The sequence below is a fragment of the Sphingobium sp. FW306-1B-F04DB genome (assembly GCF_058781925.1).
Genome location: NZ_JBYSXE010000009.1, coordinates 39,533 through 55,225, shown reverse-complemented (window position 1 = coordinate 55,225; position 15,693 = coordinate 39,533). Strand labels below are relative to the sequence as shown.

Below are 15,693 nucleotides of genomic sequence, written 5' to 3'. Positions count from 1 at the left end.
GCTATTGCGCCGTCAGCCCGCCATCGACGACGAATTCGGCGCCGGTGATGTATTTGGCGTCGTCCGAGGCGAGAAAGGCGATCATCGCGCCGATATCGTCGGGGTCGCCGAGGCGGCCCATCGGGATCGCCGCCTCGATGATGTCGAACTGCTCCTTGTTGTCGGCGATCGCGACCTTCTGCATGTCGGTCCAGATCGAGCCCGGATGGACCGAGTTGACGCGAATGCCCTCGCGCGCGCATTCGAGCGCGATCGACTTGGTCATCATCCTGACCCCGCCCTTGCTCGCCGAATAGGCGCTGCAGCCGGGCACGCCGATCAGCCCCGCGACCGAGGACAGGTTGACGATCGACCCGCCGCCGCCCTGCTTGCGCATCTGGTCGATCCCCGCCTTGCAGCCGAGATAGACGCTGTCGAGATTGACCGAGAGCTGACGCCGCCAGTCCGCGGTCGTCATCTCGCGCATCATCTTGAGCACCGCGATCCCCGCATTGTTGACGAGGATGTCGAGCCGCCCATAGGCCACGATCACGGCGTCGATCACCGCGCGCCACGCCGCCTCGTCGGTCACGTCCTGCGCCATCGCCTGCGCCTCGTTCCCGGCCGCTCTCAGTTCTTCAGCGCGCCGCGAGACGGTTTCGCCATCGATATCGGTGAGGAAGAGCCTGGCCCCCTGCCCCGCCATCTTGCGCGCGGCGGCAAAGCCCAGTCCCGCTTCCGACGCCGCGCCCGTCACCAGCGCCACCTTCCCGCCCAGATCGATCATTCTCCGCTCCCGGATGCCGTGATGATGGCCGGAGGAGACGCGCTCGCCCGCGCGCGAACAACTGGCGCTAGTCAGAGGATGGGATTGGCGCGGGGCATCCTATTGAGGGCATTCGGACGAGCTGCGCGAAGCGGCCGCCAAGGAGAGACAGGATGAGAGATTTCGACGTGATCGTGCTTGGAACGGGCGCCGCGGGGCTGACCGCCGCGATCGCCGCGCACGAGGGCGGCGCGCGCGTAGGTGTGTTCGAAAAGGCCGACACGATCGGTGGCACTAGCGCCTGGTCGGGCGGGCAGCTCTGGATCCCCAACAACCCGCACGAACGGGCGCTCGGCAAGCCCGACAGCCGTGAGGAGGCGCTCACCTATCTGATGGCGCTGTCGCACGGCCTGATCGATCAGGAAATGGCCGAGACCTATATCGATTCGGGATCGGAGATGATCGGGTTCCTCGAAGAGCGAACGCCCGTCCGCTTCGTCTCGGTGCCCGATTTTCCCGACTATCATCCCGAATTCCCCGGCGGAAAGCCCGAGGGCGGCCGAACGCTCGAATGCCCGCCCTATCCCTATGGCGAACTTGGCGAATGGCGCGACCGCGTGGGCACCTCGCCCTATTATCCCGATTTCACCTACACGATCGGCGAAACCACGCTCGGCCAGTCGGTGCCCACGCCCGCGTCACCCGAGGAGAAGGAGCGCCGCCGCGCCAATGACGAGCGGGGCATGGGGCTGTCGCTTGTGGGACGGCTGCTCAAGGGCTGTCTCGACCGCGGGATCGAGCCGCGCATGGGCTGCCGCGCGACCGAACTCGTTATGGAGGACGGCGCGGTTGCGGGCGTCGCCTTCGAGGGGCCCGACGGCAGCTTTGCCGCGACGGCGCCCAACGTGATCCTCGCGACCGGCGGTTTCGAGTGGAACAAGGACATGATCCGCGCCTTTACCCGCGGTCCGCTCACCCATCCCGTCTCGATCAAGACCAATACCGGCGACGGGCTCAAGATGGCGATGCGCGTGGGCGCGATGCTCGGCAACATGCGCGAAGCATGGTGGATGCCCGTGATCGAGGTGCCGACCGACATCAACCCGATGGGCCGGCAGCTGCTGACCTACGAGCGGACGATGCCGGGCGCGCTGATGGTCAACAAGCGGGGCCGGCGCTTCACCAACGAGGCGTCCAACTACAACGCCTTCGGCGCGGCGTTTCACGAGCAGGACGTGACGCATTTCGAATATGCGAACCTCCCCTGCTGGCTAATCTTCAACCAGGACTTCTACGCCAAATATCCCTTTGTCGGCGGGCTGAGCGACGAGTTCGCGAGCGGCGCGCGCCCGCCGCAATGGATCGCACATGGCGAGACGCTTGCCGAGCTGGCGGGCGTGCTCGGGATCGATGCGGACGCGTTCGCCGCAACCGTCGCCCGCTTCAACGACAATGCCGAAAAGGCGGTCGATCCTGATTTCGGGCGCGGCGAAAGCGCCAATGACCGGTGGTGGGGCGATCCCGCTTTCCGCGGTGATCCTCGCGCAACGCTCGCGCCGCTCGGCGCCGGTCCCTATTATGCGGTCGAGGTGAAGAGCGGCTGCCTCGGCACCAAGGGCGGCCCACAGACCGATACGGAGGCGCGTGTGCTCGATGTCGACGGCGATCCGATCCCAGGTCTCTATGCCGCGGGGAATGTCATGGCCTCGCCGATGGGCATGACCTATGGCGGCGCGGGCGGCACGCTGGGGCCGGGCATGGTCTTCGGCTATCGCGCCGGCCGCCATGCCGGGACGCGGGTCGCTGCGCCGATCGCAGCCACGGCCGATCCGGCTTAGTCGTGGCTGGCACCAATCGGTGCATAAGGCTGGCACGGCGTCCCGAGGGGCTGCCGCAGCCGCGGGATTTCACGATCGAGGAAATGCCGCTCAAGGCGCTCGAAGACGGTGAATTGCTGGTGCGCAACCGCGTCTTCGCGATCGATCCCGCGATCCGCGGCTTTCTCGACGACCGGCCGAGCTACCTCCCGCCCGTCGCGCTTGGCGAGACGGTGCGGGGCATGGTGCTGGGCGAAGTGGTCGAAAGTCGGCTCGACGGTTACGCGCCCGGCGATATCGTGCGCGCACTCGCGGGCTGGGAAGATTTCAGCACGATGCGCGCAGGGGCCATCGGTCTGGAAAAGTGCAACATCGCCGATCGCGACCAGCTCTCGCTTTATATGGGGACGCTCGGGCCGTCGGGACTCACCGCCTATGTCGGGCTGTTCGCGATCGGCCAGATCCAGCCCGGGGAAACCGTCGCGATCAGCGCCGCGGCGGGCGCGGTCGGCAATGTCGCGGGGCAGATTGCGAAGCTCAGCGACTGCCGCGTCGTGGGCGTGGTCGGGTCGGAGAGCAAGGCAACGCTCTGCCGCGAACTTGGCTTCGACGCCGTGGTCAACTATCGCGCCCGGGGCGATCTCGGCGCCACGATCGAGGTAGCCGCGCCCGAGGGGATCGACGTCTATTTCGACAATGTCGGGGGCGAGATCCTTGACGCGATGCTCCCCCGCCTTCGCGAGCATGGCCGCGTCGTCGTGTGCGGGATGATCGCCAACTACAACAATGCCGACGATCAATACCCGATCCGCAATCTCTGGCAGCTGCTCGTCAAGCGCGCGACGATGCGCGGCTTCCTGACCTATGAACATCCCGAGTTTCTGGGGGAGGCGCAGACGCGTATTGGGGACTGGGTGCGCGACGGAAAACTGCGCCCGCTCGAAAATGTGAGCCACGGGCTCGAAAGCGCACCTGCCGCGTTCATCCGGCTCATGAGCGGCGAGACGACGGGAAAGACGGTGGTTTGCCTCGATTGAGGCCGAGAGGAGATACGAGGATGGGTTTCCACGAAACGCTCGGTAACGAAGCCGCGAAGATGCTCGAGTTTGTCGAGACCGGTACCACCGACAGCGCCGCCGAGCCGATGGAGGTGCCGGCATCGGTCTATCTCGATCCCGACCAGTTCGCCCTTGAGATGGACCGCATCTTCCTCAAGATGCCCATCCTTGCCGCGCTGTCCGCGGAAATCCCGCAGCCAGGTGACTACAAGGCGTTCGAGCTGATGGGAAAGCCCGTGCTCGTCACCCGCAAGAAGGATGGCGAGGTTGCGGCGATGCTCAATGTCTGCGCGCATCGCGGCATGATCGTGGTGCCCGAGGGCTATGGTAGCGGCCGCCGCTTTTCCTGCCCCTATCACGCCTGGACCTATGGCAATGACGGAAAGCTGCTTGGCGTCTCCGACTCGCAGAAATTCGGCCCCGTCTGCAAGGAGGAGCGCGGACTGACGCAGCTACCCTGCGTCGAGGCGGGCGGTATCGTCTGGATCGTGATGACTCCCGGCGAGACGATCGACATCCGCACGCATCTCGGCGGGATGCTCGACGATCTCGAGGCCTATGAGCTCGACAAGTGGCATTTCTGCGGTGGGCGCCAGATCCACGGCGCGAACTGGAAGATCGCCTATGACGGCTATCTCGAAGGCTATCATTTCGCGGCGGCGCATCCCAATACGATCCACCCGCGCACCTTCAGCAACATCATGAACTTCACCGCGCTCGGGCCACATATGCGCGTCGGCTTCCCGCAGGTGAGCATCAAGGAAGCGCTGGGCGCAATGCCGCGTGAAATCTGGGGCGAGCATGAGAATGAGGGTTATGACTTCGTCCGGACGATCTTCCCCAATGTCAGCATCTTCTTCGCGCCCGAGATCACGCAGGTCGCCCAGCTCGTGCCCGGCCCGACGCCCGACAGGAACACCACCAACCTGCTCTTCATCCGCCGCGATCCGCCGCGCAGCGAGGAGGATGCCGCGGCGATCGAGGGGATGATGAACTGGCTCCGCGACGTCGTGGACACCGAGGATTATGGCGTGGGCCTCAAGGTCCAGAAGGGGCTGGAATCGGGCGCGATCAAGTCGGTGATTTTTGGCCGCAACGAGCGTGGGAACCAGTATTTCCACAAATATGTCGACTATTGCCTGAGCGACGATCCGGCGAAGGCGCCGCCCGAGCTCTGAGCCGGATGTTCCGCGGCTATCCGGTCCGCCAGCTGGCCTATGCGGTCGATGACGTGCGCACCGCCGCGCTCGCGCATCATCGGCTTTACGGCTCGGGCCCCTATTTCGTCGCGGAGCATATACCGCTGCGCACCAGCCTCTATCGCGGCCGCCCCGCGCCCTTCGATCACAGCTCGGCCTATGGCCAGTGGGGCGAGCTGATGATCGAGTTCATCCAGCAGAACAATGACGGCCCCTCCGCGATCCGCGACATGTACGCGCCCGGCGAGCAGGGCTTTCACCATGTCGCGCTGATCGTCGACGACCTGGCCCAAGCCCGTGCGCATTTCGAGCGCGAGGGATTCGGGGCCGCGCTCTATGCTGAAATGAACGACGGTTTCACCTTCATGATGATGGACGCGGTCGCGCGCTACGGCCACATGATCGAGCTCTACGAGGGCGTGCCCGTGCTGGCCGGCTTCTATGACATGGTGAGGCAGGCGGCCGCGGATTTCGACGGCAACGATCCCATCCGGACGATCAGCTTTTCCTGAGCCTTTTGAAGCGGTCATCATGGTTCCTCCCCGAGCTTGTCTCGGGGAGGGGGAGTTGGGGAATGGGCGTGCCGCCAGCACGCCCATTTCCCCAACTCGCGTAGCGCGGTGGAGGGGAAGGAGGCGCGCTTGATGCCGTACCTTCCCCTCCACCATGCTTCGCATGATCCCCCCCAAGCGAGCTTGGGGAGGATCTTAGGTTCACGACCTAGCGATATTGCTGGTTGATCGCCCGGCCCGCCCGGCGGACTCTCCGGGTCAAAGGCGCGGTTGCGCGCGCCGCGAGAGGATCCGCCATGACCGATATCACGCAAGCCCAGCGGGAGCATTTTCCGGGCCAGACCTATCAGGACATTGCCCGCGCCGATGGCGATGAGCTGCCGCCCCAGCTGGCGATGCAGCGCAATCCCGAGCAGTCGACCGCGGACATTCCCTTCGAGCGCTATACCAGCCGCGCGTTTTTCGACCTCGAGATGGAGAAGATGTGGCGCAAGGTCTGGCAATTCGCGTGCCGCGACGAGCATGTGCCCGAGGTCGGCGACTATTATGTCTATGACATCGGCCGGCGCTCGCTGATCGTCACGCGGACCGAGGAGGGCCTTCGCGCCTATCACAACAGCTGCCTTCATCGCGGCACCAAGCTCAAGCCCTCGGGTAGCAACGGCTGGAGCGCCGCCATCCAGTGCCCCTTCCATGGCTGGACCTGGAACCTCGACGGCACCATCAAGACCATCCCGTGCGAATGGGAATTCCCCCAGCTCGACAAGGCAAAGGCCTGCCTCCCCGAAGCCCGCGTGGAGAGCTGGAACGGCTTCATCTTCGTCAATTTCGATCGCGATGCCCGCCCGCTGATGGACTATCTCGAAGTGCTGCCCCAGCATTTCCGCGACTGGGACCTCTCCAACTGGTATGTCCACACCCACGTCCAGAAGCGGCTGCCGGGCAACTGGAAGCTGTCGCAGGAGGCCTTCATGGAGGCCTATCACACCCCCGTCGCGCATCCCGAGATGACGCATGTCGTGAGCGACCACAACATGCAGCACGATATTTTCAGCGACCATATCAGCCGCGATCTCTGCGCGATGGCGAGCCCGAGCCCGACCTCGACGCTCGAGCAGAGCCAGCAGGACCTGCTCGACAAGATGCTGGTCAGCGATCGCTCGACGGTGGGCGAACGCTCGGTCGTTCCCGAGGGCAAGACCGCCCGTTGGGTAATGGCCGAACAGCTTCGCCGCCAGATGGCCGATGAATACGGCCTCGACTATTCGAAGCGCTCGGTCCCCGAGATGATCGACTCGCTCAAATACAATGTCTTCCCCAACCTCTTCATCTATCCGTCGGTCGGGCTGCCGCTGATCCAGCAGTTCCGCCCCGATGGCGACGATCACGACCGCTGCCTGTTCGACCAGATGGTGCTCCGCCCGAAACCGACCGATGGCTCGCATTATGACGTCGCCGAGGTCGTCCGGATCGAGGAGAACCAGTCCTACACCGAGGTGGAGGACATGGACCCCTTCCTCGCGCACGTCCTCGACCAGGACACCGACATCATGCGCTGGCAGCGCGAGGGGATGTACGCGAGCGAAAAGGGTGCGGAGACGCTGTCCGTCTATCAGGAGTCGCGGATCCGCCATCTCCACCAGACGCTCGACAAATATCTGAACGCCTGACGGGCCGGGAGAACAAGGGTGAACCAGTTCCAGGGTGTCCACCATGTCGCTGTGTCGGTTCCCGACATCGACAAGGCGCGCGAATTCTATCTCGACCTGCTGGGCGCGAAAGAGGTGTCGCAGGCCGAATGGGATGAGGGAAATGCCTTCATCAACGAGATCGTCGGCCTGCCCGACTGTTCGGGACGGCAATTCATGGCGCGGCTGGGCAACGCCTATATCGAGGTATTCGAGTATCTGACCCCGCGCGCGCCCGCACAGGATCCGATGCGGCCCGTCAATCGCTTCGGCTATACGCATTTCGGCCTTCAGGTCAGCGACATCGACGCGATCTATGACCGGATGCGCGCCGCGGGGATCACCTTCCATTGCGCCCCAAAGCATTCGGGAGGTCCCGAAGAGGAAGGCGGCCGCAAATTGGGATTCAAGTCCACTTATGGGCGCGATTTCTTCGGTAATGTGTTCGAGTTGCTCGAAATCAACGAAAACAGCGCGATCCAGCCGCTGTGAGCAGCACACCGATCCCCCCGACAGATCCGGTCGAGGCCAAATTCGATACGATCGCACGGGGATTCGCCTTTGCCGAGGCGCCCCGCGTCGGCGATGACGGCACCGTCTATTTCAGCGACCTGACCGGAGGCGGCTATCATCTCTGCGATCCGCACGGGCGCATGCGCAGCGTCGTGCCCGACCGCATCTGGATCGGCGGCGCGGTGCGCGACGAGAGCGGTGCGATCCTGTGCGGCGGCAAGGGCGGTCTCGTGTCGATCGATCCGGCGACGGGCGAGAGACACACGCTGCTGAGCGAACTGAATGGCGCGCCGATCATCGCGGTCAACGATATCGAGGCGGATGCCGGGGGCGGCATTTTCGGGGGCACGATCGATTTCGGTGCGGTGTTCGAGCGCGGCGAGCTGCCCTCGGGCGGGCTGTTCTTCCACCTCGCCCCCTCGGGCGAGGTCCGCATTTTCCGCGATGACATGGTTGCGCCCAACGGCATCGGCTTCAGCCCCGACAACAGCCTGCTCTACCTTGCGGAATCGACCGTGGGTGTCTGGGTCTGGCGGCTGGGCGAGGATGGCATGCCGCACAGCCCCGAATTGTTCGCGGCGATCGAGGATTGCGACGGCCTTGCGGTCGATGTCGAGGGCGGTGTCTGGGTCGCCTGCTGGCAGACTGCCGAGTTGCGCCGCTATCGGCCTGACGCAAGTCTCGACCGGCGCATCGCCCTTCCCTTCCCGAGCGTCACCAGCCTTGCCTTTGGCGGCGCTGACTCGTGCGATCTCTATGTCACGACCGGCAGCGACGAGTCGCATCCTGACGTCGGCGGCATGATCAGGCTGAGAAGCGATATCGCCGGGCTGCGGCCATTCTGGAGCCGGATTGCGGGGAGCAGCGGTCATGGATCTTGAACTTGCGGGCAAGCGCGTCGTGGTCAGTGCCGCCACGCGCGGTGTCGGGCGCGCGATCGTCGAACGCTTTCTCGACGAGGGGGCGACCGTGGCCTTTTGCGGTCGGCGCGCGCACGGCGGCGAGGCCGATCCGAGCGACCCCGACGTGCACGTCAATCCGCTTCACGGCGAGGGCGTCGAGGAAGCAGTCGAGACGCTGGGCAAGCGCGGCACGGTCTATGGCGCAGTGGTCGATTGCGGCTATTACGATCAGGTCTTCCGCTGGGTCGAGAGCGCGGCGGAGCAGATGGGTGGGATCGACATCGTCGTCTCCTGTGCCAGCGCGCTGGGCGGGATCCCGCGTTCGCCCAAAGGCTGGGACATCAACTACAATGTCGATCTGAAATCGGCGGTCGCGATGTGGGACGCGGCCTATCCGCATCTGAAGGCAGCCGCACCCGCCGCCTTCGTCCAGCTCGGCACGATCACCGCGTTCGAGAACCACACCTTTGTCGGCAGCGGTTTCAGCTATGGCGCGATCAAGGCCGCGCTCATCAACTATGCCCATCAGCTCGCGCTCGAGCATATGGGCGAAGGCATCCGGTGCAACTGCGTCTCGCCGGGCCCGATCTACCTGAAGGGCGGCTCCTGGGACTATCTCGAAAAGGAACTGCCCGACTATTACGCCACCAACATCGCGCGCCAGCCTTCGGGCCGCTTCGGCAGGCCCGAGGAGGTGGCCGACGCGGTCGCCTATCTCGCTAGCGCGCGCGCATCCTGGATCACGGGCGTCAACCTGACCGTCGATGGCGGCTTCACGCGCAACGTGAAATACTGACGATGGCCGGGATGCTGAACGGCAAGACCGCGCTCGTGACCGGCGCCTCGCGTGGGATAGGCCGCGCGATCGCATTGCAGCTGGCCGGGGACGGGGCGCTCGTGGCGGTGCATTACGGGTCCGATGCCGCGTCGGCAGGCGAAACGGTTGCGGCGATCGAGGCAGGCGGCGGTACCGCCTTTGTGGTGGGCGCCGATCTGTCGCAGGAGGGTGCGATCGTGGGGCTGGTGGACGGGCTGGACAGCGAGCTCGCGTCGCGGGGCGCAGCGGGGCTCGATATTCTCGTCAACAACGCTGGCGTGGGCACGATGGCAGCGCTCCGCGAGACCGACGCCGGGACCTATGACCGGCTCTTTGCGGTCAACGTGCGCGGCATGTTCTTCCTGACGCAGGCGGTGGTGCCACGCCTTCGCGACGGCGGGCGCATCGTCAACCTGTCGTCGATGGTGTCGCTGGCGGCGTATCCCGGCTGCATCGCCTATGCCATGACCAAGGCGAGCGTGAACGCTTTCACCCGGTCGCTTGCGGCCGAACTCGGCAAACGCGGCATTACGGTGAACGCGGTCGCCCCGGGGGCAACCGCCACCGATTTCATCGCGTCACTCATCGATGCCGAGGGTTTCAGGGAAGCGATCGAGGCGCATACCGCGCTGGGCCGCATCGGCGAGGCCGGGGACATAGCCGAGGTCGTTGCGTTCCTCGCCTCGCCCGCCGGTCGCTGGCTCACGGGTCAGGTGATCCAGGCGAGCGGCGGAATGCATCTCTAGGCCCGACTAGCTTTTGTAACAGGCGCGCGTTTGTTCGCTTGCCGCGGCTGCAGCACAGGGTTCTATTCTTCAGCAGAGGTCGTCCACGCGATACGCGAGCACCAGGCCATGACAGACAAAGCCAGCTTCGATCCGGTTGCCGAATGGCAGAAACTCGTCAGCCAGTGGGAAAGGCAGATGAACGATCTGTCCAACCAGTTCAGCGGCAAGGAAGAATTCAGCCAGTCGATGAACCAGACGACACAGCTGTCGCTGCTCGCGCAGAAATCCTTCGGCGAATATATGGAGAAGTTCCTGACCACGCTGCACCTTCCCCATGAGTCGCAGATCCGCGACATCGCCGAACGGCTCGACCGGATCGAGGAGAAGCTCGACGGTTTGCTGGCCGCACGATCCGAGGGGACGCCGGCAGAGCGCCCGCCGCGCACCCGGCGTCCCCCTGAAGCGCGATGACCGACCAGCGCGGCGGCCTGGACGACGTTGCGGACCGCGTCCGTCTGGAGATCGATCGCGCGATACGGCGCAACATCAAGGGTTTTGAGTTCCTTGCAGCGCCCAAGCAGGACGTGGGCGCGATGGAAAAGGACGTTCTCCTGCGCCGCGGAACCCTCGCCTTCTATCATTATCGTCCGGTCACCGACGAACTCTATCGCGTGCCGGTCCTCCTCGTCTCGCCCACGTCCAACCGGGGCTACGTCTTCGACCTGGCCAGGGGCCAGAGCTTCGTCGAGTTCCTGCTGAAGCACGGCTACGACGTGTTCATGATCGACTGGCTCCCGCCGCGTCGTGAGGAGTCGACGCTGAAGCTCGAGGACTATGTGCAGCGCATGCTTCCCGAGTGCCTCGCGCTGATCAGCGAGGTCACGGGGGAGCCGGACGTCACGCTGCTCGGCTACTGCATGGGCGGGACGCTTGCCGTCATCCATGCCGCTATCGCCGAGCCCGACTCGATCCGGAATCTCGTCCTGTTCACCACGCCCGTCGACTTCGAACATATGACGCTGTTTCGCGCCTGGGCCGATCCCAGACACTTCGACGTCGATCGGCTCGTCGACACGATCGGCAACGTGCCCGGGGAATTCATTCTCGGAGCCTTCGACATGATGCGGCCCGCAAATCGCACCGCGGGAAGGCTGCAGCTCTGGACCAACATGTGGAACGATGAGTTCGTGAAGTCCTATCGGATGTTCGATCGCTGGTCAGCCGAGACGCTGCCGCTGCCAGGGGAATATTTCCGGCAGACGACGAAGGAATTCCTCTGGCGCAATTCGCTGTGCAGGAACGAGCTCGTCATCGGCGGCGAACGGATCGATCTCGGCCGTATCACCGCGCCGATCCTCAACATCATCGCGCAGCATGATCACGTCGTGCCCCATCCAGCCGCGAGCCCGCTGAAATCGCTGGTATCGTCGGACGACTATGAAGAGATCGTCGTCAAGGGGGGGCATGTCAGTGTCGTCGCCGGCCCGGCGGCGGTCAAGCGACTTTGGCCATCCATCGATGCCTGGCTTGGCAGGAGATCGGTATAATGAGCGGCTATCTAAGTTTTCCCCGCGTCCTTCCGCATAAGGAGCTGAACGTCGTCATCCGCAAGATGACCGCTGCCGATGCGCAGCCGGTCCTCGATTTCGCGGCACAGCTCCCCGTCCACGATCTGCTCTTTCTCGCGCGCGACATTCGCAATGCGAAGGTCGTTTCCGCATGGATCGACGAAATCAACAATGGAACGATCCACACGTTGCTCGCGACACGCGAGCGCGAGGTCGTCGGGTGCGTAGCGATCGTTCGGGATCAGTTGAGCTGGTCGCGACACGTTGGCGAAATCCGCCTACTGCTCAGCCCCGAAATGCGCGGCAATGGCCTTGGTCGGCTGATCCTTCAGGAGGGATTTGCGCTGGCCCTCGCGCTCGATCTCGACAAGCTGACCGCGAAAATGACCCCTGACCAGCTGAGCGCGATCGCGCTGTTCGAGGAAATGGGGTTCCGGCCCGAGGCGCTGCTGCGCGATCATGTCCGCGACGCGAATGGCAACTCGCACGATATCGTGGTCTTCAGCCTTTCGACCGACCGCAGCACCGCGCAGCGTGAAGTCTATGGCATGGGCAATCGCCCCAACTGATCCGGCGCCTCACGCGCCGACGAACAGCGGCCTGAGTGTCGCCGGCGGCACATAGGGTTTCCATTGGCCTTCGGGCTGCGCCAGCCGGTCCGCGACGACGTGGAATACCGCCGGATTGACGACCATGCCGATATGGCTCGAATGCACCTCGACATTCTCGACCAGCGGCGCAGGTCCGGCCTGACAGTTTTCCCAGGGGACCATGCCGTCGCTGCGGCTGAAGATCGACGTCGCGGGGATGCCCAGCGGCATATGGCCACGCGCAAAGCGGCTGCGGGCCGCCTCGCCGTTGACGTCATTGCCGGTCAGCTGCTCGTAGAGCAGGCGGATCCGGTTGGCTCCCGGGTTGCCGCCAAAGGGACTGGCGAGCGTGATGACCTGGCGCACGTCCTCCGGATCGCGCCGCGCGGCTTCGCGCGCGATCACGCCACCAAGGCTCCAGCCCACCAGGCTTACCGTTCTTCCCGTTGCGTCGCGAAGATCGCGAATCCGGCGGGCGACGCGTTCGCCGTCAGCACCAGTCGTCCGATGATCGAGATTCCATCCCAGGCCCCAAGGGTGAACATCGTGGCCGAGTTCTTCAAGAAACTGGCGAAGAAGAAAAGTCCAGTTGTCGTCGGTAGCAAATCCCGGCAGCACAAGCACGGGATGCCCATCGCCCCTGGCGAGATCGTTCGACGAAGCGCCCAGGATCATGAGCGACATGGCCTCGAACGGGCTTCGCAGCAGCTCCATCGCCGTCAGGAACATCGACGGGGGCTGTATCCCGCTTGCGTCGCCTCGTGTCGCCATTCGAGCCATTCCCGGTGGCGATCGTGCAGTGTCGACCGCCTTCGGTTTCCTTGGACCACAAAGCCCGTGACGTGGCAATCATTCCTGAGGACAAGGACGAACTGTAATCTTCCCAAACTCGCACTGGCCGGGTCGGCGATGCATCACCGCCGCCCTTCCAGATAGTCATTGAGCACCTCGTGAAACCGGGCCACGCGCGTTTCCTGTCCACTGAGATAGGCGCTCTCGAAAGCCATCGAGCGAAGGCCACGCTGCTGGGTTTCGGCGAGCGACAGATCCTGCGTGAGGAAATCGCCCTGCGCTATTTGCGCCTGATAATCGGCAAAGTCGCTCGTATCATGCTCCGCCTCGACATAAGGGCGCATGCCGTAAAGCGTCGCCACCTCGGTCGCGCCGTCTACCTCGGGCACCAGATACCAGTAATCGAAGGTCGACCAGTTGGGATCCTCGGCATCGGGCTCGGTGCGGAAGACGTGCAGGCCTTCCGCGGTTCCGGTCAGCGTCAGGTTGGGGAAGAGCGTGTGATGGAACTGGTCGGTCAGCTCGTCGTCCATGAGCCTGTCGAAATAGGCAAAGCCGCGTGACGGCCCCAGCCTGCGACGGGCCTGCTGCAGCGCCGTGCGGCCCTGCTGCGCGCGGCCTTCGAAGTTGGCAGGATCGATCTCCCACTCGCGCAGCAGCTCCGCCCAGAGCGGCTTGACCTGTTGCGCGTCGGGATAGCGGCTCGACGGCTGGAGCTTCTCGATCATGCGGTTGTGGCCCGCGGGGTACATCTCGAAGATGGTCGTCGAATAGTGGTCGTCGATCATCGGCTGGAACTGCGGATGGACCGCGGGGATATGATAGGCCTCGTTGAAATTGTCCGAGGCGAACTTCCAGTTGGTGTTGACGCGGAGCGTGCGCCAGACGACGCGCTTGTAGTTCGCGAGGTCGCGGTTGGCGAACAGCTCGGGGATGGGCTCCAGATACTCCAGCAGCGGCGCGGCATTGCGATCGAACGACCAGAAGATGAAACCGCCCCATGTCTCGCAGCGCAGCTCGCTCAGGCGCAGCTTGCCGCAGGGATTGCCCTGCGGGAAGTCCTCGGGATCCTGCACATGGCCGAGGCTGCCGTCGATATTCCATTGCCAACCATGATAGGGGCAGGTGAAGCGGGGCACGCTGCCCTCCGCCGAGCTCACGAGCCGGTTTCCGCGATGCTTGCAGACGTTGAAGAAGGCGCGGATCGCGCCATCTTCCTGCCTCACCATGACGACCGATTCATGCCTGAAATTGTGGACGATGAAGTCGCCCGGTTCCTCGAGCTGGGCCTCGCGCCCGCCGACGTGCCAGACGCGCTTCCACATGTGCTCCCATTCGCGCTCGGCGAACTCCTTCGACCAGTAGCGGTCGCCCGTGATGGGGTCGCCGCGCGCCACCGGATATTCGGCCAGAGGTGAAGTCGGATAGGTGGCCCGGATCGGGGTCGGATCATTCATGTCGATCTCCTGGATACGGAGGATCAGCGGTCGCTGTGTATTTCGGCGAGCGATGCTGGCAGCGGCATCATCGCGAACATCGAATAGCGACTGGCCTTCCAGCCCGCGCCGGCCCGTACGGCATCGAAGATATAGCACACGTTCACATGAACGCTGTTGCCGTCCTTGGCATGGCCCAACCCGATGACATAGGCGCGCATCGACGCGGTATCGCCGTCATAGCGGTCGAGCCTGAAGTTGGTGATGTAATGCGCGTGGTGCGACATATCGGCGAACACGGCCTCGTAGAATCGCCGCATGTCGCCATGGCCGTTCATCAGCGGAAGGCCGATCGCGGTGAAATCGAGGACCGCATCTTCGGTGAAGAGATCGAGCAGGTCGTCGACGTCCTCGAGCTTGTCCACAGCATAGCAATAGGCGGTCATGAGATCCTGAATCGCGAGACGATCCTCGATTGGTGCTATTGTCATGTGGCATCCTTGGTGGCTCCGTATTGGTGCAATCGCACTATTTTTAGACGGTGCCTACTAACGATAATGTCAGGGGTTCTCCAGCAGGCGGCTGACTCCGCCGACGATGAAGGTCTCGAGATCGTCGCACAGCGAAACCACCCCCTCGGGCGTCGGTTTTCGACCTGACCGTGCGAAGATTGCATCGATGTTGACGTAAAGGCTCAGCAGGCTTGCCTCGATCAGCTGAAAGGCGGCCTCGATGCGGTCGGCGGGCAAGGCGGGATACAGCCGTGCCAGCCAACCCGTGCTGATCTCGTTGAGCGGCTTGAAGGCTTCGGCGTGCCTGGCAACATAATCGGTCTGGCTGAAACTTATCGTGCTCAGGCCCAGCATCTTGAGATAGCGATGTTTGCCCGGGTCGCTTCCCGTCAGCCAGTCCCGGGAAATGGCAAGGATCGCGCGGACGACGGCCTGAAGGTCAACCGCGCCGGTCTCGTCGAGGCGTTGCAGCGAAGCCAGAGCGTCCGCATAGCCCCCGATCACTTCGGGAAGGCGTCGTTCGAGGACGCTGACGAACACGTCCTCCTTCGAAGTAAAATAGTGCTGGAGCTGCCCCATCTGCACGGACGCTTCCTGCATGATCTGCCGCAGCGAAACGCCATCATAACCCCGCTCCGCAAACTGGCGCTCCGCCGCGTCGAGGATCATCGCGCGGGTGCGCTCACCCTTGGCCGTAAATTGCCGGTCCGCGACCTTCGAGCTCGTCGGCAGCACTCTGTCCAATATCCCGTCCTCGACTGACCCCTCGCTCAATATCCCAAACCGACGACATGGCGCCAGCTGCCTGGCAAGGCG

Annotated in this window: 17 protein-coding genes; 12 read left to right on the top strand and 5 right to left on the bottom strand. The window is 64.0% G+C overall.

The window, feature by feature from the left end:
* Nucleotide 1: 1 nt before the first annotated feature.
* Nucleotides 2-766: an SDR family NAD(P)-dependent oxidoreductase gene (locus tag AC3WJD_RS06835; protein WP_492745708.1), complete on the bottom strand. Its 765-nt coding sequence runs from the start codon at nt 764-766 to the stop codon at nt 2-4.
* Between the two features lie 152 nt (nt 767-918).
* Here AC3WJD_RS06835 and AC3WJD_RS06830 point away from each other — a divergent pair, with 152 nt between their 5' ends.
* The 12 genes from AC3WJD_RS06830 (at nt 919) to AC3WJD_RS06775 (ending at nt 12,116) form a co-directional block, all read left to right on the top strand.
* The gene (locus AC3WJD_RS06830) at nt 919-2,583 is read left to right on the top strand and encodes an FAD-dependent oxidoreductase (protein WP_492745706.1); all 1,665 of its coding nucleotides are present in this window, start codon (nt 919-921) and stop codon (nt 2,581-2,583) included.
* 2 nt (nt 2,584-2,585) lie between these two features.
* Nucleotides 2,586-3,599, top strand: a complete 1,014-nt coding sequence (locus AC3WJD_RS06825; RefSeq protein ID WP_492745704.1) for an NADP-dependent oxidoreductase — start codon at nt 2,586-2,588, stop codon at nt 3,597-3,599.
* 20 nt (nt 3,600-3,619) lie between these two features.
* Nucleotides 3,620-4,798 (top strand): aromatic ring-hydroxylating oxygenase subunit alpha, encoded by a 1,179-nt coding sequence (locus tag AC3WJD_RS06820; protein WP_492745702.1) that lies wholly within the window; start codon nt 3,620-3,622, stop codon nt 4,796-4,798.
* Nucleotides 4,799-4,803: 5 nt separating this feature from the next.
* The gene (locus AC3WJD_RS06815) at nt 4,804-5,331 is read left to right on the top strand and encodes a VOC family protein (RefSeq protein ID WP_492745700.1); all 528 of its coding nucleotides are present in this window, start codon (nt 4,804-4,806) and stop codon (nt 5,329-5,331) included.
* Nucleotides 5,332-5,627: 296 nt separating this feature from the next.
* A complete protein-coding gene (locus AC3WJD_RS06810) occupies nt 5,628-7,001 on the top strand; it encodes an aromatic ring-hydroxylating oxygenase subunit alpha (protein ID WP_492745698.1) in 1,374 nt (457 codons plus the stop codon).
* Between the two features lie 18 nt (nt 7,002-7,019).
* Entirely contained in the window at nt 7,020-7,511 is a 492-nt protein-coding gene (locus AC3WJD_RS06805; RefSeq protein WP_492745696.1) for a VOC family protein, read from the top strand.
* Nucleotides 7,508-8,413 carry an SMP-30/gluconolactonase/LRE family protein gene (locus tag AC3WJD_RS06800; RefSeq protein WP_492745694.1) on the top strand — a complete coding sequence of 302 codons (906 nt, stop codon included), beginning with the start codon at nt 7,508-7,510 and terminating at the stop codon, nt 8,411-8,413. Before AC3WJD_RS06805 ends, AC3WJD_RS06800 begins: the two co-directional genes overlap by 4 nt.
* Complete coding sequence (locus tag AC3WJD_RS06795) at nt 8,403-9,230, top strand: SDR family NAD(P)-dependent oxidoreductase (protein WP_492745692.1); 828 nt, start codon at nt 8,403-8,405, stop codon at nt 9,228-9,230. Before AC3WJD_RS06800 ends, AC3WJD_RS06795 begins: the two co-directional genes overlap by 11 nt.
* Nucleotides 9,231-9,232: 2 nt before the next feature.
* On the top strand, nt 9,233-9,997 hold the full coding sequence (locus AC3WJD_RS06790; RefSeq protein WP_492745690.1) for an SDR family oxidoreductase: 765 nt from the start codon (nt 9,233-9,235) through the stop codon (nt 9,995-9,997).
* Nucleotides 9,998-10,105: 108 nt separating this feature from the next.
* A complete protein-coding gene (locus AC3WJD_RS06785; protein ID WP_492745688.1) occupies nt 10,106-10,450 on the top strand; it encodes a hypothetical protein in 345 nt (114 codons plus the stop codon).
* Nucleotides 10,447-11,526, top strand: a complete 1,080-nt coding sequence (locus tag AC3WJD_RS06780; protein WP_492745686.1) for an alpha/beta fold hydrolase — start codon at nt 10,447-10,449, stop codon at nt 11,524-11,526. The genes AC3WJD_RS06785 and AC3WJD_RS06780 overlap by 4 nt, the downstream gene beginning before the upstream one ends.
* A complete protein-coding gene (locus tag AC3WJD_RS06775) occupies nt 11,526-12,116 on the top strand; it encodes a GNAT family N-acetyltransferase (RefSeq protein ID WP_492745684.1) in 591 nt (196 codons plus the stop codon). The genes AC3WJD_RS06780 and AC3WJD_RS06775 overlap by 1 nt, the downstream gene beginning before the upstream one ends.
* A 9-nt stretch (nt 12,117-12,125) precedes the next feature.
* On the opposite strand, the gene AC3WJD_RS06770 is transcribed toward AC3WJD_RS06775, so the two are convergent.
* From AC3WJD_RS06770 to AC3WJD_RS06755, 4 genes are all read right to left on the bottom strand, one after another.
* A complete protein-coding gene (locus tag AC3WJD_RS06770) occupies nt 12,126-12,908 on the bottom strand; it encodes an esterase/lipase family protein (RefSeq protein ID WP_492745683.1) in 783 nt (260 codons plus the stop codon).
* 143 nt (nt 12,909-13,051) lie between these two features.
* Nucleotides 13,052-14,386 (bottom strand): aromatic ring-hydroxylating oxygenase subunit alpha, encoded by a 1,335-nt coding sequence (locus AC3WJD_RS06765; protein ID WP_492745681.1) that lies wholly within the window; start codon nt 14,384-14,386, stop codon nt 13,052-13,054.
* Between the two features lie 23 nt (nt 14,387-14,409).
* A complete protein-coding gene (locus tag AC3WJD_RS06760; RefSeq protein WP_492745680.1) occupies nt 14,410-14,856 on the bottom strand; it encodes a nuclear transport factor 2 family protein in 447 nt (148 codons plus the stop codon).
* 69 nt (nt 14,857-14,925) lie between these two features.
* A complete protein-coding gene (locus AC3WJD_RS06755) occupies nt 14,926-15,612 on the bottom strand; it encodes a TetR/AcrR family transcriptional regulator (protein WP_492745800.1) in 687 nt (228 codons plus the stop codon).
* Nucleotides 15,613-15,693 lie beyond the last annotated feature (81 nt).

Bases quoted from the DNA above. Each gene is read 5' to 3' on its own strand.
- AC3WJD_RS06780 (WP_492745686.1), top strand. From the start codon at position 10,447: ATGACCGACCAGCGCGGCGGCCTGGACGACGTTGCGGACCGCGTCCGT.
- AC3WJD_RS06830 (WP_492745706.1), top strand. From the start codon at position 919: ATGAGAGATTTCGACGTGATCGTGCTTGGAACGGGCGCCGCGGGGCTG.
- AC3WJD_RS06815 (WP_492745700.1), top strand. From the start codon at position 4,804: ATGTTCCGCGGCTATCCGGTCCGCCAGCTGGCCTATGCGGTCGATGAC.
- AC3WJD_RS06770 (WP_492745683.1), bottom strand. From the start codon at position 12,908: ATGGCGACACGAGGCGACGCAAGCGGGATACAGCCCCCGTCGATGTTC.
- AC3WJD_RS06820 (WP_492745702.1), top strand. From the start codon at position 3,620: ATGGGTTTCCACGAAACGCTCGGTAACGAAGCCGCGAAGATGCTCGAG.
- AC3WJD_RS06785 (WP_492745688.1), top strand. From the start codon at position 10,106: ATGACAGACAAAGCCAGCTTCGATCCGGTTGCCGAATGGCAGAAACTC.
- AC3WJD_RS06760 (WP_492745680.1), bottom strand. From the start codon at position 14,856: ATGACAATAGCACCAATCGAGGATCGTCTCGCGATTCAGGATCTCATG.
- AC3WJD_RS06775 (WP_492745684.1), top strand. From the start codon at position 11,526: ATGAGCGGCTATCTAAGTTTTCCCCGCGTCCTTCCGCATAAGGAGCTG.
- AC3WJD_RS06835 (WP_492745708.1), bottom strand. From the start codon at position 766: ATGATCGATCTGGGCGGGAAGGTGGCGCTGGTGACGGGCGCGGCGTCG.
- AC3WJD_RS06790 (WP_492745690.1), top strand. From the start codon at position 9,233: ATGGCCGGGATGCTGAACGGCAAGACCGCGCTCGTGACCGGCGCCTCG.
- AC3WJD_RS06765 (WP_492745681.1), bottom strand. From the start codon at position 14,386: ATGAATGATCCGACCCCGATCCGGGCCACCTATCCGACTTCACCTCTG.
- AC3WJD_RS06810 (WP_492745698.1), top strand. From the start codon at position 5,628: ATGACCGATATCACGCAAGCCCAGCGGGAGCATTTTCCGGGCCAGACC.
- AC3WJD_RS06795 (WP_492745692.1), top strand. From the start codon at position 8,403: ATGGATCTTGAACTTGCGGGCAAGCGCGTCGTGGTCAGTGCCGCCACG.